The organism is Mesorhizobium sp. M0029 (assembly GCF_040323735.1).
Classification (GTDB): domain Bacteria; phylum Pseudomonadota; class Alphaproteobacteria; order Rhizobiales; family Rhizobiaceae; genus Mesorhizobium.
In genome coordinates, this window is record NZ_JAMYVF010000005.1 from 109,138 (window position 1) to 130,160 (window position 21,023).

Annotated in this window: 22 protein-coding genes and 3 pseudogenes; 9 read left to right on the plus strand and 16 right to left on the minus strand. The window is 60.9% G+C overall.

Annotated features, from left to right (window positions below; all coding sequences use genetic code 11):
* Nucleotides 1–13 precede the first annotated feature (13 nt).
* Together NKJ76_RS10935 and NKJ76_RS10940 are read left to right on the plus strand one after the other, a co-directional pair.
* Complete coding sequence (locus NKJ76_RS10935; protein WP_352537516.1) at nucleotides 14–934, plus strand: 2-hydroxyacid dehydrogenase; 921 nt, start codon at nucleotides 14–16, stop codon at nucleotides 932–934.
* A gap of 14 nt (nucleotides 935–948) precedes the next feature.
* Nucleotides 949–1,980, plus strand: a complete 1,032-nt coding sequence (locus NKJ76_RS10940) for an L-idonate 5-dehydrogenase (protein WP_352537387.1) — start codon at nucleotides 949–951, stop codon at nucleotides 1,978–1,980.
* Between the two features lie 40 nt (nucleotides 1,981–2,020).
* Here NKJ76_RS10940 and NKJ76_RS10945 read toward each other — a convergent pair.
* Both NKJ76_RS10945 and NKJ76_RS10950 read right to left on the minus strand, forming a co-directional pair.
* Nucleotides 2,021–2,439: pseudogene (locus NKJ76_RS10945) on the minus strand (GlcG/HbpS family heme-binding protein).
* A 38-nt stretch (nucleotides 2,440–2,477) separates the two neighbouring features.
* Nucleotides 2,478–3,518: a LacI family DNA-binding transcriptional regulator gene (locus NKJ76_RS10950; RefSeq protein ID WP_023763031.1), complete on the minus strand. Its 1,041-nt coding sequence runs from the start codon at nucleotides 3,516–3,518 to the stop codon at nucleotides 2,478–2,480.
* Between the two features lie 593 nt (nucleotides 3,519–4,111).
* On the opposite strand from NKJ76_RS10950, the gene NKJ76_RS10955 reads away from it, so the two are divergent.
* Nucleotides 4,112–5,299, plus strand: a complete 1,188-nt coding sequence (locus NKJ76_RS10955; RefSeq protein ID WP_352537388.1) for an acyltransferase family protein — start codon at nucleotides 4,112–4,114, stop codon at nucleotides 5,297–5,299.
* Nucleotides 5,300–6,120: 821 nt separating this feature from the next.
* Here NKJ76_RS10955 and NKJ76_RS10960 read toward each other — a convergent pair.
* The 7 genes from NKJ76_RS10960 to NKJ76_RS10990 all read right to left on the minus strand — a co-directional run bounded on the left by NKJ76_RS10960 (nucleotide 6,121) and on the right by NKJ76_RS10990 (nucleotide 11,327).
* Entirely contained in the window at nucleotides 6,121–6,636 is a 516-nt protein-coding gene (locus NKJ76_RS10960) for a DoxX family protein (RefSeq protein WP_502902292.1), read from the minus strand.
* 36 nt (nucleotides 6,637–6,672) lie between these two features.
* Nucleotides 6,673–7,152 (minus strand): tetratricopeptide repeat protein, encoded by a 480-nt coding sequence (locus tag NKJ76_RS10965; RefSeq protein WP_352537390.1) that lies wholly within the window; start codon nucleotides 7,150–7,152, stop codon nucleotides 6,673–6,675.
* 31 nt (nucleotides 7,153–7,183) lie between these two features.
* The gene (locus tag NKJ76_RS10970; RefSeq protein WP_352537391.1) at nucleotides 7,184–8,155 is read right to left on the minus strand and encodes an MBL fold metallo-hydrolase; all 972 of its coding nucleotides are present in this window, start codon (nucleotides 8,153–8,155) and stop codon (nucleotides 7,184–7,186) included.
* 95 nt (nucleotides 8,156–8,250) lie between these two features.
* Entirely contained in the window at nucleotides 8,251–8,496 is a 246-nt protein-coding gene (locus tag NKJ76_RS10975; protein WP_023670610.1) for a DUF680 domain-containing protein, read from the minus strand.
* Nucleotides 8,497–8,776: 280 nt separating this feature from the next.
* Nucleotides 8,777–9,616, minus strand: a complete 840-nt coding sequence (locus NKJ76_RS10980) for an anti-sigma factor family protein (protein ID WP_352537392.1) — start codon at nucleotides 9,614–9,616, stop codon at nucleotides 8,777–8,779.
* Nucleotides 9,613–10,155: a sigma-70 family RNA polymerase sigma factor gene (locus NKJ76_RS10985; RefSeq protein ID WP_352537393.1), complete on the minus strand. Its 543-nt coding sequence runs from the start codon at nucleotides 10,153–10,155 to the stop codon at nucleotides 9,613–9,615. The genes NKJ76_RS10980 and NKJ76_RS10985 overlap by 4 nt, the downstream gene beginning before the upstream one ends.
* A 752-nt stretch (nucleotides 10,156–10,907) precedes the next feature.
* Nucleotides 10,908–11,327 carry a hypothetical protein gene (locus tag NKJ76_RS10990; protein WP_352537394.1) on the minus strand — a complete coding sequence of 140 codons (420 nt, stop codon included), beginning with the start codon at nucleotides 11,325–11,327 and terminating at the stop codon, nucleotides 10,908–10,910.
* A 369-nt stretch (nucleotides 11,328–11,696) separates the two neighbouring features.
* Here NKJ76_RS10990 and NKJ76_RS10995 point away from each other — a divergent pair, with 369 nt between their 5' ends.
* From NKJ76_RS10995 to NKJ76_RS11010, 4 genes are all read left to right on the plus strand, one after another.
* Complete coding sequence (locus NKJ76_RS10995; protein ID WP_023699916.1) at nucleotides 11,697–11,948, plus strand: GlsB/YeaQ/YmgE family stress response membrane protein; 252 nt, start codon at nucleotides 11,697–11,699, stop codon at nucleotides 11,946–11,948.
* A gap of 628 nt (nucleotides 11,949–12,576) precedes the next feature.
* Nucleotides 12,577–12,990 carry a nucleoside diphosphate kinase regulator gene (rnk, locus tag NKJ76_RS11000; protein WP_023753836.1) on the plus strand — a complete coding sequence of 138 codons (414 nt, stop codon included), beginning with the start codon at nucleotides 12,577–12,579 and terminating at the stop codon, nucleotides 12,988–12,990.
* Between the two features lie 357 nt (nucleotides 12,991–13,347).
* The gene (locus NKJ76_RS32390; RefSeq protein WP_502902293.1) at nucleotides 13,348–13,629 is read left to right on the plus strand and encodes a hypothetical protein; all 282 of its coding nucleotides are present in this window, start codon (nucleotides 13,348–13,350) and stop codon (nucleotides 13,627–13,629) included.
* A gap of 110 nt (nucleotides 13,630–13,739) precedes the next feature.
* On the plus strand, nucleotides 13,740–14,618 hold the full coding sequence (locus tag NKJ76_RS11010) for a YihY/virulence factor BrkB family protein (RefSeq protein WP_023753839.1): 879 nt from the start codon (nucleotides 13,740–13,742) through the stop codon (nucleotides 14,616–14,618).
* Nucleotides 14,619–14,820: 202 nt separating this feature from the next.
* On the opposite strand, the gene NKJ76_RS11015 is transcribed toward NKJ76_RS11010, so the two are convergent.
* The 3 genes and pseudogenes from NKJ76_RS11015 to NKJ76_RS11025 all read right to left on the minus strand — a co-directional run bounded on the left by NKJ76_RS11015 (nucleotide 14,821) and on the right by NKJ76_RS11025 (nucleotide 16,433).
* Nucleotides 14,821–14,988, minus strand: a complete 168-nt coding sequence (locus NKJ76_RS11015) for a hypothetical protein (RefSeq protein ID WP_023834013.1) — start codon at nucleotides 14,986–14,988, stop codon at nucleotides 14,821–14,823.
* Between the two features lie 529 nt (nucleotides 14,989–15,517).
* Nucleotides 15,518–15,835 (minus strand): YMGG-like glycine zipper-containing protein, encoded by a 318-nt coding sequence (locus tag NKJ76_RS11020; protein WP_023690487.1) that lies wholly within the window; start codon nucleotides 15,833–15,835, stop codon nucleotides 15,518–15,520.
* Nucleotides 15,836–16,033: 198 nt separating this feature from the next.
* Nucleotides 16,034–16,433: pseudogene (locus NKJ76_RS11025) on the minus strand (type II toxin-antitoxin system HicB family antitoxin).
* A 114-nt stretch (nucleotides 16,434–16,547) separates the two neighbouring features.
* Here NKJ76_RS11025 and NKJ76_RS11030 point away from each other — a divergent pair.
* The gene (locus NKJ76_RS11030; protein ID WP_352537395.1) at nucleotides 16,548–18,146 is read left to right on the plus strand and encodes a recombinase family protein; all 1,599 of its coding nucleotides are present in this window, start codon (nucleotides 16,548–16,550) and stop codon (nucleotides 18,144–18,146) included.
* A complete protein-coding gene (locus tag NKJ76_RS11035; protein WP_352537396.1) occupies nucleotides 18,140–18,982 on the plus strand; it encodes a plasmid partitioning protein RepB C-terminal domain-containing protein in 843 nt (280 codons plus the stop codon). The genes NKJ76_RS11030 and NKJ76_RS11035 overlap by 7 nt, the downstream gene beginning before the upstream one ends.
* A gap of 202 nt (nucleotides 18,983–19,184) precedes the next feature.
* On the opposite strand, the gene NKJ76_RS11040 is transcribed toward NKJ76_RS11035, so the two are convergent.
* The 4 genes and pseudogenes from NKJ76_RS11040 to NKJ76_RS11055 form a co-directional block, all read right to left on the minus strand.
* Complete coding sequence (locus NKJ76_RS11040) at nucleotides 19,185–19,583, minus strand: SOS response-associated peptidase (RefSeq protein ID WP_352537517.1); 399 nt, start codon at nucleotides 19,581–19,583, stop codon at nucleotides 19,185–19,187.
* Nucleotides 19,580–19,672 (minus strand): hypothetical protein, encoded by a 93-nt coding sequence (locus NKJ76_RS11045; protein WP_348524298.1) that lies wholly within the window; start codon nucleotides 19,670–19,672, stop codon nucleotides 19,580–19,582. Before NKJ76_RS11045 ends, NKJ76_RS11040 begins: the two co-directional genes overlap by 4 nt.
* A 110-nt stretch (nucleotides 19,673–19,782) precedes the next feature.
* A pseudogene (locus NKJ76_RS11050) lies at nucleotides 19,783–19,878 on the minus strand (SOS response-associated peptidase); the annotation flags it as partial.
* Between the two features lie 239 nt (nucleotides 19,879–20,117).
* On the minus strand, nucleotides 20,118–20,717 hold the full coding sequence (locus NKJ76_RS11055; RefSeq protein ID WP_352537397.1) for a thermonuclease family protein: 600 nt from the start codon (nucleotides 20,715–20,717) through the stop codon (nucleotides 20,118–20,120).
* Nucleotides 20,718–21,023: the final 306 nt, after the last annotated feature.

Genomic DNA, 21,023 nt, shown 5'->3' on the forward strand with positions numbered 1-21,023 from the left:
GACCGACATTTTGATGACAGGTCCCTATCCGGATTGGGACATGGCAGATCTTGAGGCGAAATATCGCGTCCACAAACTTTGGCGGGCCGAGGACAAGGACGCACTGTTCTCAAGCCACTCCGGCGCGATCCGCGCGATCGCTACGCGCGGCGAGCTTGGCGCAAGTGCTGCGCTGATGGCGAAGCTGCCGCAGCTCGAAATCGTTTCCTGCTACGGCGTCGGCACCGACGCCATCGACCTTGCGTACGCCAGGGCGAACGGCATTCGTGTCACCAATACACCTGATGTTCTAACCGAGGACGTAGCCGATATCGGCATCGGGCTGCTGCTCGCCGTGGCGCGAAAAATCCCGCAGGCCGATGCCTATGTACGCGATGGAAGCTGGCGCAAGGGCAATATGGGGCTGGTCACGCGTGTCTGTGGGAAAAGGCTGGGCATTGTCGGCATGGGCCGCGTCGGTGCGGCGGTGGCGAAGCGCGCCGCTGCCTTCGACTGTACAATTTCCTATTTCGACACCCGCAAGCGCGACGACCTTCCTTACACGTTCGTCGGCGATCTGCTTGAACTGGCGCGCGACAGCCAATTTCTGATCGTAACGCTCGCCGGCGGCGAAAGCACGAAACACATGATTAATGCGTCGATCCTGGCAGCGCTCGGAGCGGACGGTATCGTCATAAACATTTCGCGCGGCAGCACGATCGACGAGACGGCGTTGCTCGCGGCCCTGGAATCCAGTGCCATAAAGGGTGCCGGGCTCGACGTGTTCTGGAACGAGCCAACCATCGACGAGCGCTTCCTGAAGCTTACCAATGTCGTGCTGCAACCGCACCACGCCAGCGGCACGGTGGAGACCCGCGAGGCCATGGGTCAGCTCGTCCGCGATAATCTCGCCGCCCATTTCGGTGGACAGACCTTGCTGACACCGGTCGTCTGAGAAAGGATCCCATCATGAAGTCGATCGTCATCCATGCGGCAAAAGACCTGCGGGTCGAGGAGACCGATCCGGGCTCCCCTGGCGACGGACAGGTCGAGATCGCGGTGGAAGCCGGCGGCATCTGCGGCTCGGACCTGCACTACTACAATCATGGCGGCTTCGGCGCGATCCGCCTGCGCGAACCGATGATCCTCGGCCACGAAGTTGCCGGCACAGTGAAGGCCATCGGCGGCGGTGTTTCGACACTTGTTGTCGGCGATCGCGTCGCGATCTCGCCCAGCCGACCATGCAATGCCTGCCGCTACTGCCTGCAAGGCATGCAGAACCAATGCCTCAACATGCGCTTCTATGGCAGCGCCATGCCGATGCCGCACATCCAGGGTGCGTTCCGCCAGCGCCTGATCGCCGAGGCGTGGCAGTGCCACAAAATAGCCGACCACGTTTCCATCAATGAAGCCGCTTTCGCCGAGCCTTTTGCGGTGACCCTGCATGGCATGAATCGCGCCGGCTCGCTGCTCGGCAAGCGGGTTCTGGTCACCGGCAGCGGGCCGATCGGCGCGCTTTGCATCCTCGCCGCACGGGCCCACGGTGCGCGCGAAATCGTCGCCACCGATGTCATGGAGGGCGTGCTGGCGAAGGCCCTGGAGATCGGCGCCGATCGCACCATCAACGTCGCGACCAACAGCGAAAAGCTAGCCGCCTACAATGTCGACAAGGGTAGTTTCGACATCATGTTCGAGGCATCCGGCAATGAACGCGCGGTGCGTGCAGGGCTCGATGTCCTGAAGCCGCGCGGCGTGCTCGTGCAGCTCGGTCTCGGCGGCGATCTGTCGATCCCGCAGAACCTCATCGTCGCGAAAGAGATCGAGATGCGGGGCACTTTCCGTTTCCACGAGGAGTTTGCGCTCGCCGTCGACCTGATCAATCGCAGCCGGGTGGATGTCAAACCGCTACTGACGGGCATCTATCCTCTCGACGAGGCGGTCGCGGCTTTCGACATCGCCGGTGACCGAAGCAAATCCATGAAGGTTCAGATCGCGTTCTGAATATGCTTCGGTTGCGCCGGAGGCGCATCGGCACATTGCCTTAAATCGCGTCGGCGCCGATCGCCGCCAGCGCGGCGCGTGCCACGTCGAAATCCTGCTCGCCGGTTCCCGAACCGACACCAATGCCGCCCGCAAGGCGGCCATCGAAGCGGATCGGCAGGCCGCCAGGCAGATTGGTGACGCCGCCTTGTGAAGCGATCCCGGCCAAGGTTGCTGCTTCGGGCGCCATGTCGCCGGTGGCAGCGTTAATCGACGCCGCCGTGCGCGCCTTGGCCCACGCGGTGTGCAGGCTCAGGAACCGTGCGCCGTCCATATGCAGGCTGGCGAGGTCTCGCCGCTCGCATCGACGACCACAAGACATTGCGGCACGCCCATCGTCACAGCGCGCGCGGCCCCGGCAGCGACGGCTTTCAAGGCGCCGTCATGTGTGAGGCTGATGGTCTCGCGAAACATCGCTATTGGGCTGCCCTTCGCTGCGTTTGAATCGATGAAAGAACTCAGGTGCTTTCGCGCTCGACGACGCGATAGCCGGTGAGCACGATTTCTTGGCCGTGTCGTTTCTCGTCGCCTCGGATCACCTGGATCAATCTGCGGGCGGCCTGTTGCCCGATCCCGTAGCAGTCGACATTCACGGTGGTGATGCCGGGATGGCAAAAGGCGGCTACCTCGTAGTCGCCGAAGCCGGCAATTGCGATGTCCTGCGGGATCCGCATGCCCCGGCGCTTGCATTCCATCAGTGCGCCGAAGGCCGAAAGGTCCGAAACGCAGAGTACGGCTTGCGTGTCCGGCCAACGCTCCAGCATGCTGACGACGGCCTGGCCGCCCTGCTCGATGGATATCGGCGGCACGCCAAAGGAAACGAGGCGCCCGGTCGGCAGGCCGAGCTCCTCGATGGCTCTGACAAAGCCTTCGCGCCGCTGGCTGCCGCGCGTGTCGCGCGAGGTCGTGCCACCGATGTAACCGAATTTTCGGTAACCCTTCCTGGCGAGCGTCTTGACGAGAAGCCCCATCGCCTCCTCGTTGGAGAAACCAACCACTTGATCGATCGGCTTTACCGGCAACTCCCAGGTTTCGACCACTGGAATGCCGGCGCTTTTCAAAAGGCGGCGGGCGCGATCCGTGTGAGCGCCGCCGGTCAGGATGATGCCTTCCGGCCGCCGACGGAGCATCGCTTCGATCAGCTTTTCCTCCTTCTCGACCGTATAGTCGGTGTAGCCGAGGAGAAGCTGGAGCCCCGTGCTCTCCAGTTCATCCGTAATGCCGCGCGCCGTGTCGGCGAAGTTGGAGTTGTTGAGTGACGGAACCATCGCGGCAACAAATCCAGTCTTGCGCGAGGAAAGGCTGCCGGCCGACTGGTCAAGCACATAGCCGAGGTCGTTGACCGCGACCATGATCTTTTCCCGCGTCGCCTTGGAAACGCGACCGCCTTCCTTCAGGGCCCGCGAAACCGTCATGGTCGACACACCCGCCCGCAGCGCCACGTCGACCATCGTCGGAGCGTAGCTCTCGCTCGGTTTCGATGAGGCTGCCTTGGCCATCAGCGCTCTCTATCGGCCGGCCGCGCCGGCCTGACAGAGGTAAGCGCCAGACACTCAGTCACGGGGTTTGTCTGGCGTCCGGCCGCGTCCATGCACCACCTCTCAGAATCGGGTCGACTTCGAGATGTTATCGATATCACCGCGAGCTGGCAACAGCCGTCATGTCCGCCTTGGGTTTCGGCCTCTGGAGATTTCCCTCCCAATTCCAGACTGCCATTTATGCGACTTTCGAAGCACAAATCATGAACATAGGATGATGGGGTATTCGGTTCAAATTCGCCGGTGGCGTCAGCTTCGCGCCTCAGATAGGTCTTTGAGCTGGCCCCAGCGGAATCCCAAAAGCAGAGCGCTCAAATAGGACCCTCGCTAACGGAGAGCCGTCCAAACACGGCTCACAAGCTGTCGAGCAGCAGTGCGCCCAATTGTCGCCGTTTGGCGCGGCTGACCGTCCCGGCCTTCAGGGCCACGTGGCCTCGTCCGAAACCCACTTATGGAGCGCGGCGATACGAGGGTCGGTCCAGCACTCGTAACCGCAATTCGTCATCGCTCACCGGGTTGACAATCGCTGCTCAGGCGCCATGCTGCAGTGCAACATGGCCAGCTACGAAACCAGCATCATCAAGTCGTCGCGCATCGAATGCCTGGACGGGCTTCGCGCGGTTGCGGCGATCTGGGTGCTGGTCGGGCACTGCATGCTTTTGAGCGGCTGGCAAATTCCGATCGTCGGCGAGCCGGATCTCGGCGTCGACCTGTTCATCATGCTGTCCGGCTTCCTGATGGTGTTCCACTATCAGCTGCGCCAGGAAAAGGAGCCTTGGCAAAGATCGGAAACCTGGCTCAAATTCTGGACGCGCCGCTATTTCAGGATCGCGCCGCTGTTCTATGTCATGCTTTTCCTGGCGCTGGCGCTTGGCCCCTATCTCTACGATTGCAGGATCATCATCGACGATTTCCTCTCCAGATCGCACCAGGCGCCGGAACGCTACCTCGACGGCAGCCTGAAGAACATCGTCGCTCATCTCACGTTCCTGTTTGGGCTGGTGCCGAACCTCGCCTATCGCACGCCGCTGCCTGACTGGAGCCTGGGGCTGGAGATGCAGTTCTATGCCGTGTTCCCGGCGGTCATGCTGCTGGTGCGCAGGCTGGACTGGATCAGGAGCGCCCTTGTGGTCGCGGCGGCCGGCTGCGTCATCGTGTTTGCGATGCGGCTGTTGTCGATCCATTTTCCGATGCCGTCCTTTCTGCCGCTGAAGGTGCAGATATTCCTGTGCGGGATGCTGCTGGCCGGAGTCGTGCATCAGAGCCAGCCGCGATCTATCCTGTACTTGGCACTGGCGCTGCTGCTGGCGGCGCTGCCCTTTGGTGGCGACCAGGGGCTGGGCAAGCTTCTGGTGCGCGAAGCGCTTGTGGCGGGCTTCTTTGCGCTGGTTCTCTACCGCATGCTGCCTGGAAGGGCGGGAATGTTGGCGCGAGCGATCGCCGTGACGCTCAGCAACCGGTTCTTCCACCTGATGGGCGAGCTTTCCTTCAGCATCTACCTGATCCATCTGCTGGTGCTGCAGCCCGTCGCGGCGTTCGTCATCAGTGAGTTCGGCCACGAACTGTCGCCGCCGCTGCGCTTCGCCATCGTCGTTGCCGTTGTGCTGCCGACGGTGACGTTGCTGTCCTGGATCACCTACACTCTGATCGAGGTCCCCGGCCAGAAGGCGGGCCGCTTCGTCGTCCAGCGCTTTGGCCGAAAGAGCGGCGCGCCGGCGCTGGAGAAGACCCCGGCGGAGTAGGGCGCAAAGCCAGCCAGTTCCCTAGATTGAATTTCACCTACGACTGTGTCGCGCCCTCTTGTGTGCGGCGAGTTGAAAGCCGATGCCGCATTAAGGACCGGATATTCTTGTGTAGATCTGATTGGCGACAAGCGCGAGGCCACGAGAACGAGACAGGGCCAGATCAGCTTATCGTCAACTGTCGCTGTGACGAAATTTTTCCGAAGTTCAGCTTAAGTCAGTGCGCCGACTCAGCCAGAACGGGCAGGCAAACCCTTACCCTGCGCTGGCGCAATGTCGCGGCGCTTCCCTGTTGTGGTCGATAAGGCAACCGAACCGATGGTCAAGATGAACATAGGGGCTGACCAGGCTAAGCGCTGGCGAGATGAAGCGGTACGCGGGAAGAAAGGCGCTTGTCGCCCGCAACCTCTTCATGGGCAGTGATCTTGGCGGTGATAATCATCTTGGCTGGTCTGATCGCGCACAAGGCGCACATCCTGCTGTAGCCTTCTGATCAATGGATTGCGCCAGCCCTCGACCGGGTCCTGGCATCTGCAAAGCAAAAGCCCGCCGCGTCTGGGTGGAGAGCGGCCGGCCTTCTTATTGCCGAGAGTTGAGCGCTCCTGTGACATGCAACTTTCGCGTTGGTGGACCAGTGCGGGCACGTTCGACGAAAGGCAGCGATGCGCCTAATATCGGCCGATAGGGCGTTCCTATCCGTGCCGATAAGCGGACGTCGATAAACAACCCGCCATGAACGGCTTCGTCATCAGGGGTTGCCCGAGGCGTTTGTAGCGTTCGGATCGGGCGGGCGGGTTTATGGGACCCGGCGTCTTGGCGATTTAGAGTGGAAGCTTGATATCGCCCACCGAGAGAGGCTTACCGGCCGCTATGAGCGCCGCAACCGTCTCTCTGTCCTGTTGCCGGCGCTTCACGAGGCCGTTCAGCACCCTGTCGAGAGATATCGCGCCGGCGCCGGCTATGGCCAGGACGAACATGCCGCCCGCTATGGCGAGATCCTTTTCGAAATGCAGCAATTCGTTCTGGTTGGCGAAATTGGTGTGGAACAAAGCTGCCGTTGCCAAACAGAACAGTCCGAGCGCGACCGCGCCCAGACGCGTCAGCAGACCGAGGCCGATCGAAACGCCAGCTCCCAGCTGCAGCGCTATGGTGGCCATCAAAAGCGGCAGGCTGACGCCGAGCGCCGTCATTGCCTTGGCTGCACCGGCGAAATGCGTCGCCAACTCCAGGCCTTCATGCACGAAGAGCAATGAGAGCAGCAGGCGACCCGTCAGCAGGGTCAAGTCGGTGAGATGTGGTTTCCAGGCGGTTTGTGTGGTTGTCACGATGGGCTCCATGGGAAAGGAGCAGGCGCCTTGCAGCGCCCGCCTGGTTTACTTGGTCACCTTGGTGTCGATGGCCTTGTGGAGGTCTTCGAGTTCTTCACAGCCGGCGGGACACAGCTTCTGCAGCGACGCCAACTGCTCGTTGGCCCTGGCCATGTCGCCGGTCTCTACATAAAGTTCGCCCAGATATTCGCGGGCGGCCTTGTGGTCGGGCTTCAGCTCGAGCGCCTTGTTGTAGTAGGTCAGCGCGGTGGTGAAATCGCCCGTCTTGCGCAGCGTGAAGCCGAGCAGGTTGTAGACATCGGCCTGCTGGTTGTCCTGCGCGAGATCACGCAGATCGGCCAGCGCGCCCTTGTAGTCTTTTACGGCAATCTTGGCTTGGACGGCGGTGAGGTCGGGCGCATCGGCGCCTTCGATGTCGTCGACCGCATAGGCCGGCAGGATAGTGGCCACGGGAACGATGGTCAGCACGGCAATGGCGCCAAGCAGGCCAAACAGGGCGTGCTTGCCCGGATAGTATTGTTTCATCATCTTTCTCGCTTGGGTTGGGAGCTCGCGCTCAAATCTGAACTGGGGTGAAACCATAGGCATTGCCGTCCTTCACGAAGACGCCGGTGCCGGGGAACGGGAAATGCGAACCCGAGATCCGGATGTTGTCGGCGATCACGCGATCGATCAGCTTGTGCCGCGTGGTGATCGCCATCGGCCCGTCCTGGTCGTAACTGCCCTGCCACTCCGGATGCGGCGCCAGAAGGGCGGGCACATACATGGTGTCGGCCGAGATCATCAGCTGTTCCTTTCCGGAGCTGGCGAGGTAGACCGAATGTCCCGGCGTGTGGCCGGGCGCAGCGATGATCTGGATGCCGGGCGCGACTTCGGCGCCGTCATTGACCAGCTTCCAGTTCTTCCATTTCGGAAAATTTTCGGCGATGCGCTTGCCCGCCGGCTTGCGGCCTTCCGGCAGCTTGGCCAGCCGGCTGGGGTCGGTCCACCACTTGTATTCCGTGGCGTTGACGATCAGCTCGGCATTGGGGAACACCGGTGCATTGGTCCCCTTTTCCATCAGGCCCCAGACATGGTCGGGGTGGAAATGCGAGATCATGATGGTGTCGATCGTCTTATAGTCGATGCCGGCGGCGGCCATGTTGGCCGGCAGATGGGTGGCATTGGTCTGCCATTGGCCGACGCCCGATCCCGCATCCATCATAATCAGCTTGCCGTTCATCTTGAGGACGACGACGGTGAGCGGGATGGGCATGAAATCCGTCGTCAGGCCGGCCTTGGCAAGCGCTGCCTTGGTGTCCTCGACGGAGACATCCTTGATGAAGGCCGGGTCGTGCGGCTTGCGCCAGATGCCGTCGTAGATGGCCGTGATTTCGATATCGCCGACCTTGTATTTGTAGAAGCCGACGGCCGGCTCGACCGACGTTTCGGCGAAGGCGGGACGGGTGAATTCCAGCTTGCCGGCCAGACCGAAGGCGGTCGCGGCGAGCGTGGTTCCAAGCAACGTGCGACGTGTCATCATGAACATAGGTGATCTCCTGCAGCCTTATGGGGTGATGATGGAGAGCCAAAGGTTTGGCTCTCCATCATGAGTGGTAAGAGAAGATGTTCGGAAGGGTGCCTTCAGCGGCCCCAGATGCCGTCGTTGTTGTGCCTGGTGATGATGTCCTGAACCGACCCCTGGCGCGGCCCGGTCGTCACCATGGTGTCGACGCCGGCTTGGCGCGGGGAGGGGGAAATGGAAGCAGTGGCATTGGTGTCAACGGTAGCGACCGGCTGATTGGAGTTGTTGCCGCCATGGTCGCTGCCGGCAAAGGCAGCGGTTGAGGCAAGCAGCATGGCAGCCACGCTGAGAGCGAGCTTGGTCATTTCGGTAGATCCTTTTTTCGTTTCTTGGGTGCGTGCCGGGAAATTGGCCCCGCTAACAACAAGACCCATCAGGACATCCCTTTATTCCCGGGCGGCGCGAAATTCTTTTGAGATTTCCCGAAAACAGGGGCCGGCGTCCGCCCCGAACTGGAGCCGACGCTGCACGAGGACGCGTTCGACGTCGGCGCCATGCTGCTGCCGTGGTCCGTCACCCGGGCAGGAACGTCAAGGCTAGCGCAGGTCGGCACTCGATATCGGTTGGAGTGCCGACGGTCGGTTATCAGCCGGGGACGACCGCGGCGCGGAAGCGCGCCACGAAGTCGTCGAGCTCCGGCCGCTCCATGTCGGAAATCGCCCAGTAGGAGAAGGCGCCGTCGCTCCATTGCACCAGCGAGAAGCCGCCCTCCGAGAGATCGACGGGGTCGGTCACCGTCCCGGCATTTTGCGGCTCGGCGACAAGGGTGATCAAATGCTCGCGGTGGCGATAAACCAGCGCCGGCACTGCCCGGCCGCCGATGACCTCGACCCTGCCACCGATGAGCGCAAATCCGTCTTTCACCATATCAGGAGCCGGCGGCGAAAGGCCGAGCCTTGCATCGAGCCATGGCTTTACGGTGTGTCGGTCCGACGAGACTACATCGACGGGGCTGGCCGCCAGCAGGCTGCGTTGGTGGCCGCTGGCTACCCCTGCGGCAAAGCTGTCGGCTACGCTAGGCTGCATCGCCCATTGCGTCGCGCCGCTGGCCAGAACTGCGCTGATCATGATCGAGGCCGCCATGGCGCGCCAGTCGAATGATCCGAAGTTGCGCGCCGACCACCACGTTCGAGCGGACTTCGCCTGTGTCGGCGCTCTGGGCCGCAGCACCTCGACGCGGCTGGACGCGGCCATGGCTGCAATGCGCGCGCTGAACTCGTCGCTCACTCGGGGCTTCGGAAGCCTGGCCACAGCCCCTTGCAAGACCATGATGCGGGCATGTTCGGCCGCCAGCTTGGGATCGGCGGCGATGCGCCGCTCGACAGCCATGGCCGCGGCGGCGTCAAGCTCGCCATCTATCAGCGCGTGCAGCATCAGGTTCATGCCTGCGGCGTCCTCGGGCAATCCATCGTTGTGCGCACTCATTGCGCCCTCCCAAGGTCAGAGATCAGCAGGCCACGCGCCCGCGCCAGCCGCGACATCACCGTGCCCATCGGCACGCCCAGCATGGCTGCGATATCGCGGTAGGCGAGGCCATTCACGTCGCGCAGCACGAGCGTTTCTCGAAAGGGTTGCGGCAGAGCGGCGATCGCCGCCTCCAGGGCCGCCACGTCTGTCTTGGCGATCAGGCTCGCCTCCGGGCTTTCGCTCTCACTCAGATCGACTGCGTGAGCGGCGCTCACCTCGTCGAGATCACCGAGGTCACCCACCGAGACGATGCTGCGCGGGCGATTGCGCGCCAGCCATGTGTAACACGAGTTGCGAACGATGGTGAGCAGCCAGGCACGTGCATTGCCGCCTGCATAGCTTGCGATGTTGGCGTGTGCCTTCATGCAGGCGTCCTGCACGACATCCTCTGCGTCGGTGGCATTGCCCGTCAGCCAGCGGGCCAGCGAAAGCGCGTCGGCGAGATGGGGCATTACCACTTCGCCGAAGCGGTCGGCTCGCGCATTGCTGCTCAGCATCGGTACACCGTCATATGCGCCTCGCCTTGAGCTCGTACGCTCATTTGGCGAGAATGGTTCTGCGTTGCGATCGAACCCAGAGGAAACATCCCGGGTCGCCAACTGCGTTGAATGTGAGGGCAAACGTCGCATTGATGTCAATCACAAACTGGACCGCAAACATGCATCCAGATGGATGCTTCTCGAGCACAAGCATTGCCGAATTCACGACCCATTTCGCATCCGCGGCACCTGAGCTTTCCCGATCCCGACCGCGGCAGCACCTTCGGCAGACAGGTGAGCCAGCGGGCCGCAGGCGGCCGACCTATCGCCTTCCAGAGGTCCTGGAACGCGTCGACCGATACCGTCGTGCTCGGCAATGTGTGGGTTTGCAGTGCGGCGTTCCTTCAAGGTCAATCAGCAGCGTATGCATGGAAGACCAGGGCGGGCGGCGTTTTATTCCCGGACAGCGAAAAAAGATGACTGAGGCCATGCGACAGACGGCACCAGCGGCGCACAGACATTGTCCATCTGGCGTTAGCCGAGAGGGAAGTGAACTCGCAGCTAACCTTCTCCAAGTTCGGAAGGCAATTCCAGAGTCTCGGCATTACTCCTAGCGAGGGCGTTCAGGCACTTGTCGCCCGGCTAACGCGAAGTTCTGACACCGATCACCGACCGACTTCAGCGCCGAAATTGCTACCAAGCCAAAGCGACGTCCGGGCCTTCAAGGCCTCTTCTTATTTCGGCCAAGCCGGCCCGGAGCCCGCATTCAGTCACATCCCTTGGACTTGGGTGCAGAGCTGCTGCATCGAAGCCATTTGATCAGCCGAGTTCGCGCCCGAACCAGTGCTGTTACTGGCCGTGGTGTTGCTGCCGGTCGAACCAGAGCTGCCTGACGTGCCGGTGGCTATGCCAGAGCCGGTGCCGATACTCGCCGTTGTATCATTGCCGGTCGAACCTGAGCTACCTGCCGTGCCGGTCGTTGTGCCAGAAACCAGTGCCGTTACTGGCATTCTCGAGCAGTCGGAGCGAACCTGTGCCTGCTGTTCAGAGCTCAGGGACGACCAGTTCTTGCGGATCTCATCCTGCGACAGAAGTCTTCCCGAATTGGCGTCGCTGAAGAATGAGCCGGAGAGCTTGCTGTCCCAGCCGCTCGGGATACCGCTTTGGCCGGAGCCGGACGTAGAAGTCATACCCGACCCGCCGATGAGCCGGACGTTCCGTTCGTGCCGCTGGATGTTGCCGACGACTGCGCGAGTCTCCTTTGGGGTTCGACGCCGTTCCTAATCCCGAGAAAAGACACTTGTTCCTGTAAAGAGTGGAATTCAATGTCATGATCTTTTTGCACCAGTCATGGGTCTCAGATGCGATGCTGCGCAATGACCACGCCACCGCATGCAAGAGCTGTCGCCTGCTGGGGCCGTAGTGGCGATAGCCCGCAAGTCGCGCGCAGCGGCCCGGCGACGCGACTGCTGAGTCTAGCTCAGACAGTCGCGGAACTTTATTGACTTATGGGACGTTTCCCCGCCGAACCAATTTAGGTTCAAGGAAAAGGGGGAACTATGGAAAATCCAGGTGTCGGTTGGATAGCTGCGATCGTCATCGGCGGTATCGCCGGCTGGCTCGCCGAGATGTTCATGAAAAGCAATATGGGCGTGCTCATGAACATCATTTTGGGGATCGTCGGCGCCATCCTCGCCAACGTCCTTCTCGGACTTGTGGGGATATCGTTGACCGGCTGGCTTGGCTATCTTGCCGCCGGCTTCATCGGTGCATGTATTTTGATTGCCGTGGGCCGAATGGTTAGACGCTAGCGACCACTCGACCTTGAAACATTCTGGTTCAGGCGCCTGAGCCTTGCGCTCACGCGCCTTTCTGGTGCTGCACCTGTCGCGGTCTTCACATCAGCGAGTTCGGCTACGTTTAGGCGACCTTTCCGCTTCGAGGCCGTCGTGCTCGTGGTGCTGCCCCAGCGCTTTGGCCGGAAGAGCGGCGCTCGAGACATCAACCGCCGCGCTAGTGGATTGACGCTGCTGATTTCGCCTCCGCTCAGAAGGGGAGTGCGGACTCCTGCCGTTGTTAGTGGTGAACGGTGTCGTACTCCCCCAGATCAAGATCGATCTGCCGGCATCTGGGTTCAGGCTCGCGTGGCCGCCTTGACTCCGCAGATTACTTTACCAACTATGGGGCTATGTGCGCCGCTGCCAAAATCCGTCGGGATTTCCTTTTCCGGGTTTGCCCCATAGCGGGATCGTAACCCTCGGCTCGGCTGCCATGCGCGCCCCGAGCCGAGGGGTGAACATGTAAAATCGACATGTGACATTGGCGCAGGGCCGCATCGGCCCTGCAACATCGGCGCGTTCAGGATAGATTTCCGTCGCACTGACAATCGTTGGCGATCCCTTGGCAGGTCCGACGCCAGGCAGAAACATGAGTATTCAAATGCAAGTCACCAAGAAAATCCGGCGCAAGCCGAACATCCGAATCACGCAGTCGGATCACGCACGTTTGTCGGCCCTCGCGAACACCGTTGCCGCACGAACCCCGGAGGCGTCGGATGAGTTGCTCGCCGAACTCGAGCGGGCTCGCATCGTGGCCGATGGCTGGGTCTCCGCCGGCGCGGTCCGGATGGGCTCGACTGTAACGTTCAAGCCCGACACCAGCGATCCGAAAACGGTGACGCTGGTTTTCCCTGGCGATGCGGACATCTCCGAAGGCAAGGTTTCGATACTCACGCCGATCGGCACGGCTCTGATCGGCCTTTCGGCTGGGCAGTCCATCATGTGGACCGCCCGGGACGGGCGTCGGCACGAATTGCTGGTGCTTGAGGTGGGCCAGCCCCCTCCGTCGATGTAGCCGATCGGCGCGCGCCGGCGCCTTCGACCATTGCGGCGGGCTAGACATGGGCGTTTCGATCCGTCTGCTCACTCACGCGGGCAGCCCGGTCGCGGGAGTGTAACCCTGTGCCGGGTGTCCTTGCCCGGCGCAGGGTAGGTTTCCCGCCCGCTCAACTGCTTGACGCCGGATTGTTTCAGAGGCCGGCTGGAAACGTGCCGTGCCCACTTTCGATCGTTGCCAATTGACCACTAAGGACTGCACCATTCTTGAGGTCTTTGCAGGAGCGCCACCACGCCCGCCGTGACACATTCTCGGATTTACCTGACCGAAAGATTACGAGCGCGGTTGTGACGTTTCGGGAAGACATCCCCGAACGTGGTGACCCTCAGCACCCGCGTCGCGTCTCGGGTAAATGACGGCCCTGCTGAAACCCGTATCGTGGCACATGACGAGATGCGCGGTCTTGTTGGCATGCTTTTCTCGAAGCGCCGCGACAGCAAACACCGCAGCGGTCCGTCGACCAACTGGCTGAAGGCAAAGTGCTATGCGATCGACGAGTTCGATCTGCTCGGCGTCGAGCGTGAAGCGGGCAAGCCGGCCTTCGCGTGCTCGGCCGGGGTGCTCGCGTTTGGCTGGCACGGTCGCGGACCGTCATAGGCCGCATCACTGACGTTGCCTGCTCCCCCTGAGGGCGTTAGTAGCCCGCAACCGGAACATCACATGTGCTGGTGCATTGCTAGTGAACGCCAATTCGACTGGGGCGCAAAATGCATCGCGCGATCACAAATGCATGGGCAATGGTGCGAGAAGCCGTCGTTGGGTTCGTCAACGACAATGCTCTCAGCCATGGCGCGGCGATCGCTTTTTATGCCACAACATCGTTGGCGCCAATTCTGCTCATCGTGGTTGCAATTGCGGGTCTCGCATTCGGTCACGAGGCAGCCCAAGCGGCATTGTCCGCCCAAATCACAGGGATGATGGGTACAGAAAGCGCAAATATCCTGCAAACCGCACTGAAGAGCGCATCCGAAAAGCCATCCGGCGGCACCTGGGCGGCGGTGATTGGCATCATCACCTTGCTTGTGAGCGCTTCCGGGGTCTTCGGCGAAATACAGCAGTCTTTGAACATAATATGGAAGGTCGAAGCGCAGGGCAGTTCGTTGTCGCGCCTGGTGCGCGCACGTGCGGTAAGTCTGGGACTGGTCACCGCACTTGGCTTCATGTTGCTCGTCTCTCTAGTCGCGAGCACGGCGATTTCGGCCCTAGGCAACCTCATCAACGCACAGTTGCCGTTCGGGACACTTGTCCTGGCCGTTATCAACGCGGTCGTTTCTTTTGTCCTCCTCGCAGCTATTTTCGCCGCTATCTTCAAGATCTTGCCTGATCGAACCCTGGAATGGCGGGATGTCTGGATTGGCGCTGTTGTAACCGCTGCCCTGTTCACGCTCGGGAAATCGCTTATCGGTTGGTATATAGGCTCCAGCGCGGTCGCGGCCTCATATGGGGCCGCCGGTGGGCTGCTCGTCATCCTGCTGTGGGCTTACTACTCGGCGGAAATTTTTCTTTTTGGTGCGGAAATCACTCGCGCCTATTCCATTCGACACGGCAGCAGGTCCGATCTGGATGCTGTGCTTCACAGTGCTTGACTGCAACACATGCCACTAACTACCAAATCGACTAGGCGCGCGGCGCACCGGCCGGGGCTTCGCGACGCCACATCACCCATGGCGCCGACCGCATCACCGAGCAGGGCACGCGAGCTGGATACGGTCGACACCATATGATGAGTGCAAGTGCGCTGGTTGGTCAAACCATGAGGGTCACAGTTTCAGTTGCGAAAGACGCGGTTCAGCGGCGACGCGGACGGCGCTTGCGTATCGGCTTTGTACTCGCGCGCCTGCCGTCCGGCGCCTTCTTGGCGGCAGCGGAGCGGTACAGGTTCATGAGGTCAATCAGGAGCCGAACAATGGCAATCGCAGTTGCAGCATCGAGCCAGCCCGCAATGCTTTTGAGCATCGGGATTGTTCTCCAAGCTTACGACGTGAAAGCGGTCGAAGGACCTGGGCGGCAGTGCCCCTTCGCCTGGGCGAGGACTGCCACCCATTCGTTGTGGCACTCAGTTGCCAAGCAACATGACATGAAAAAGGCCTCCGAAGGAGGCCTTTGGATGGTGTGAGCGAGAATCTCCACCTAACAAATTATCCCACATTTTGTGCATGCAGCGCAAGCCGTTCGCTTGGCCAAGGCGCGCTTGGCGCCTTGATGCTTGGCTGCGTGACCGTCACCCCCGCTCTTCGGCAGCAGCCGGTGGTCGCTGTCGGCACTTTCAGCAGCCGCAATGCGATGTCATTGTTGGCGCCAAAAACCACCGCTTCACGTCGCTTCCGCGAAATGGGATCCTTGCAAGCACCGAGCGCAAGCTCATGAGGCAGAGGGTGTAAATGGACTGAGCGGGCGTTCTCATATTGTGAAACGCCGAACGGATCCCGGGTCCCTGGAAGGGCGGCAGCAAAGGTAAGAGAGCCGCACTTCCAGGGAGGCTGGATCAATAGTCGTTGTTGTAATAGCGATCATCGCAAGGCGCCGTGTAGATCCGGCCGCGGCGGTCCTGGTAGCGGCAAAGCTGTTCGCCGCGGCGCTGCGGCGTGGTCGACTGGCCGATGACGGCGCCGAGCAAGGCGCCGCCGGCGGCACCCACGACCGTGCTTTCGGTGTTGCCGCCCAGTGCCTGGCCGGCGAGGGCGCCGACACCGCCGCCGATGAGTGCGCCTGTGGTTGCCCTCTGCTGCTGTTCGGTCTGAGTCGCGCAGCCTGCAAGTGCTGCAGTCATGAGCACGGCGGCAATGGTTTGTCTGATGATCATCTTGGAACTCCTTTGGAGCCCCAAACGCGGATCGGGGCGAATGGTTGCCAGTTGCTGGCGCATTGCGGCCAAACGGCGGCAAGCCCGCTCCCGAAATGAGACGTGGTTTCTCGGGCCTTGAAGACAATGGTTGCCAAAGCGGAAACGGCCTGCGCGAACAGGTCAATAGCGCATCGGTTTGAATCCGTTGATGAGCAGCTAGGCTGGCTCGTCGCGTATCGCCTTTTTCGCGGCGGTTAGGAATCCGGACCGGCTATAGCCATGGCGTTCCGCATATCGATCTATCTGGTCGAGGACATCTTCGGGAATGGTGACGTTGACGCGCACCACCTTTGTGGTCTCGGCTTTGAGCGCTACCAGGACGGCGACCCGGCTGAAATTGTCATTGTTCGACACGACATCTTCCAGGGATGATGGCTCGGGAATGGCTTCGCCATCCTCGACAAGGCCTTCGAGATGGAAGGCCAGGGCCTCTTCGGCCATGGCGCGGGCGTCGTCCAGGGCTGGTGCCGGCGGTGACCACGCCCGGAAAATCGGGAAAGGATACGCCGAAGTCGCTGTCCGCTTGCTTGTGGATCAGTCCGATATAGTGACGCACGGGTCGGTTCCCCCAAGGAGCGGCTTTGAGGCTCGATCAGACTATCGAGCCATTCGACACAAACTGTCGAGGTATTCCTAATGGGACCGTAGGAAGCTGCCTAGTAGGTTGGGCATGCCCCAGGCAGACATTGCCTGGGCAACGGTCGAGAGTGTGGGGAAAGTGCCAAATGGCGGGAACCAGACTGTGCCTAGAGTTCGCGCCGCGCAGTACGTGCGCATGTCGACGGAACACCAGACCTACTCGATCGACAACCAAGCGGATGCCATTCGCGACTATGCCGATATCATGGCTTACGACATTGTCGCCACTTACGAGGACCTCGGTCGCAGCGGTTTAAACCTTGGAGGGCGCCCCGGTCTTCAGAAGCTGTTGGCCGATGTCGAAAGTGGGCGAGCCGATTTTGAGACGGTTGTGGTCTATGATGTAAGCCGTTGGGGGCGTTTTCAGAACATTGATGAAAGCGCAGCCTACGAATACCGATGCCAGATGGCCGGCGTGCGTATCGAATTTTGCGCCGAGCAATTCGCAAATGACGGCAGCATCGGGTCAGACGTCCTCAAAGCAATCAAACGGAGCATGGCTGCCGAGCAGAGCAGAATGCTCTCGCAAAAAGTCTTCATCGGCCAGGCGAGGTTGATCCGGCTGGGCTTCCGGCAGGGTGGGAAGGCCGGCTTTGGCCTGCGGCGCCTGCTTGTCGATCAACACGGCCGCTCAAAAGGCATCCTTTCATCCCGCGAATACAAGAGCCAACAGACGGATCGAATAGTTCTGGTGCTCGGCCCGCCTGACGAAATTGCAACAGTGAAGTGGATCTTCAGTCACTTTGTCAGAACACGCAAGACAGAGCTGGAGATGGCGAGACTGCTCAACAAGCGCGGCGAACTCAGCGATTTAGGGCGACCATGGACGCGGGAATCCGTGCACTCGGTGCTGACCAACGAAAATTACATTGGCAACAGCGTCTGGAACAAGCATTCGGCCCGGCTGAGAAGCCATCAAGTCCGAAATCCCACGGACCAGTGGGTGCGGGTGGAAAACGTGCTGGAGGCGATCGTCGACCGCAAATTGTTCGACCGCGCGCAGATCGTCCTCAAGACCATCTATCGCCACATGACCAACGACGAGATGCTGGCCGCCCTTAGGGCACTTCTGGCTCGCCGTGGCGCCTTGTCGTTGGCCATGATCGACGCGGATCCCGGGTGCCCGCCGGCCCAACGCTACCAGTGGCGTTTTGGAACCATTGTCAAAGCCTATGAATTGATCGGATACGAGCCATCCAAAAACTACCGCTTCATTGGCGTGAACCGGCGCCTGGAATCAATGAGGCTGCAGGTTATCCGGGATCTTGTGGGCGCGATTAATAGGCAGGGCGGGGTTGCTGCCCATGACATGGCGATGGACCTCCTGCGGATAAACGAGGAGATCACGGTGGCGATTACAATGGGACGATGCAGGGTTTCCGGCTTCGGCTATCCACGCTGGTTTTCGAAGGCCGATAAACGGCCGCTACCCGACATTTTCGTCCTGATCCGTATGAATCCCGGCGACCTGACCATTCGGGACTATTTGATTGCGCCTGCCCATGAGATCGCGGGCAAATCGGAACTGCATGCCATCAATGGGATACCGCTGGACAGCTATATTTTTCCCACGCTCGACCCCATTATCAGGCTGGCAGAGCGAGAGCCTGTCGGGGGGGTGGCTTGGTAGTCAAGCGCTTAGCCAAGGACGCCGCCTACCGTGCGTTGGAAAACGGTGGCGACAGACATGCGAGCAATATTGTTGCTGGCGCATTAGGGTCCAAGAAGAGGCTTCGTTCACACGAATTTTTGGCGACCTACGATACGGAATGCAAACGCATGCGCGATTTCGTCACGCAAGCGGCAAAGTCTGAACAGAGCCTGGACCGGATCGTCGCGGCGCTCCACCTGATGATGCGCGACAAGCAATTTTGCGCCACACTGGTGTCCGAGGGCCTCGGGACAATGCCAAGGCTACTGGCACATAGGGTGCGTGGCGCGACCGGCGAGCCGCAAATGTTCTGCCCTGCCGGAAAACCCGCTTCCGAGACAGGCGAGAACCGGAAAGCCGTTAACGGAATTTGCCCTGATGTCCTCGACCTGCTTCGGGACGCGCCGGTGAAAACACAAACCTTCGGGTTGCTCCAGAAGGTGCTGCCAGCCAGGCAATTGGAGATTGCCCGGCTGATGGTGGCGATGGACCGGGTCAGGATCACCTACACGAGACTACTCGTCGCTCTGACACCTCAAGCCCTGCTGGCGGAGGGTTTTAATCTCTCAACCATCACCACACAGGCTGAAGACCAGCGCGGCGCGATGGTGCTCGATGTCGGCGCGGTAAGCCTTGCGGTTCTCAGCGCCGCGGAACGTCATGGCCAGGTGGGCCTGGAGCTTGTCGCAGCCAACCGCTTTTTCGACCGGTTGATGGATAATTCCAGAGTGGTGCGGTATCTCGCCCGGACCTTTCCGGGGCATTTTGAAGAGTTTCACAGCTTCTCGATGCCATGCCTCGAACAGGGGCGCTAGATGGTCGGACGTCAACTCCTATAGAAACCGATAGCCGTCGCCGGGACGCAAACAACAGAACCAATGTGACTTCTGTCTATGCCTCGAAAAGCCAAACCCGCCGAGCTTGCCGCAGCCAGAATGCTCGCAAAGCGATTTTCGATCGGCTCTCGGCCGCGCGGAATCGCTGTCATGTCTTCGGCAAGCCGGCCCGGTTCGTTGCTCATAGCGGGTTGATCGGCCCAACGAGGCCGGGATGGTCGTTGGGCAACTTGTTGACGGCGCTGGTGTTCACCTCACGCCCAACGCGATTGAACTGCAGCTGACCGTCGATGTCGTGGCTGAGAATGTCCTTGAGGCTGTCCTTGGGCGTCGCCGGGTCCAGCCAGGCGTCATAGTAGGCCGGGTCGAGAATGAGAGGCTGCCGATCATGCAACTGCTTCATCGGTTCTGCGGCAGGCTCGGTGATGATGGTGCAGCTGGTTATGTCGAGATTGGAATTGTAAGCCCAAAGGCCGGCGAACGAGAAAGGCGCGTGGCCTGGCTGGTAGATGTGCCAAGGGTCTTTCTTGCCGTCGGCTGGCGATATCGTCCACTCGTAGAAGCCATCGGCAGGGATCAGGCAGCGCTTGGACTTGTAGGCGCGTCGCGGAAGGCGGGCGCTGCATCGATGCCCTCAATCCTCGCATTGAACATAGCCGCCTTGGGCATTTCCTTTGCCCAGAAAGGGACCAGCCACCAGCGCCCTTCACGGAGCCTGTGGTGCCATCCTCACCGGCAGTGACGAATGGGACATCCTGAGTCGGCGCGATGTTGTACCAGGGCTCGTCGTTGCGGCCCGTCTCCGCCGGCGCAGTCAGGCGGTAGAGCCGGTGGATTTCCGACCACGACAGATATTTGGTGTAACGTCCGCACATCGCTCTGCCTCAGTTGCGCAGGAGTTCAGGCACGCTGAGCGGGCCAAGGTCGGAATTCTCCTATACTCGTCGCTGCGGCGCCAGACGCCGCGTATCTTGGCGGCGGTGACCGATTGATTGCCTTCGCCAGTAGCCTTGCGGAAGGCTCTGGGCGACCACAGAGTTCCCCTTGGTCTGCGCCGTGGAGGCAAAAAGGGCAAAGTCGACGACGATCATGCCATGTCCCTCTCACTGCGGACTTAGCAAAGGCTCTCGCAAGGAATGCCGTCCTTGTCGCGGTCGAGCTTGCCGCCCCAAGAGCAGTTGGCCAAATACCAGTTCGCCTCGTTGCATGAGCTGATCTGGGGACAGGTTCGCCGTGGCTGACAAGAATAGCTCTGCGCCACCTGCCCATTACGCATGATACCGAGTGGTTGTTTTGCTGACGGCCTGGTGGTGCCGTTCGCATGCTCTGCGCGCCAATCCCATGGCGCCTGAAACGCTCCAGCCCACAGACCGACCTTCGCCGCCTGGGCCTTCGCCTGCTGTCTTGCGTAGGCTCCGTGGCTGTAGCGCGGCCAATCTAGTGCCAAGCCCCGCTCGACAAGCCAGCTCTGGACGTTGCGACCGTCGGCGCGATCGCAATCCCCAACAAGCCGGCCGTACCGGTCTCGGTTAACAAAGCTGCAATGCAACGGACGCGATGCAGCCAGGAACTCGTCCAAGGCTTGGGCAGCATGGCGCCCGCAGGCGTATTCGAAGCCCTTAGCGTCTTCGCAATATTGCTTACTCTCGGGCGCATCGATGCCGTTGAAGCGGATGCGCTGTCCGTGGATCTCGATCGTGTCGCCGTCGATCACAGACGCGACACCGGCGATCGGCGCCGGCTCGAGCCGAACCAATTCGATGCATTGATCTCTGGCAAACTTTCGCTGTGCTGGATGGCGGTTTGCGCGACCAGAGCGCCAGCCGCTACCGCAGTCACCAAAATCAGGCGCCGCGGCACATTCGCCCATCGGTGCGCACGGCTATGCTTGGCACCGGTTCGCTTTCGCCAGCGATCAGATCGATTGTCGTATCGGTATTTGTCCACGCCCTCATCCCCGCAGAGAGGATGCGACTGTTTCAACGAAGAGTCCAGAAGACGAGACGCGCGGAATGCTAGC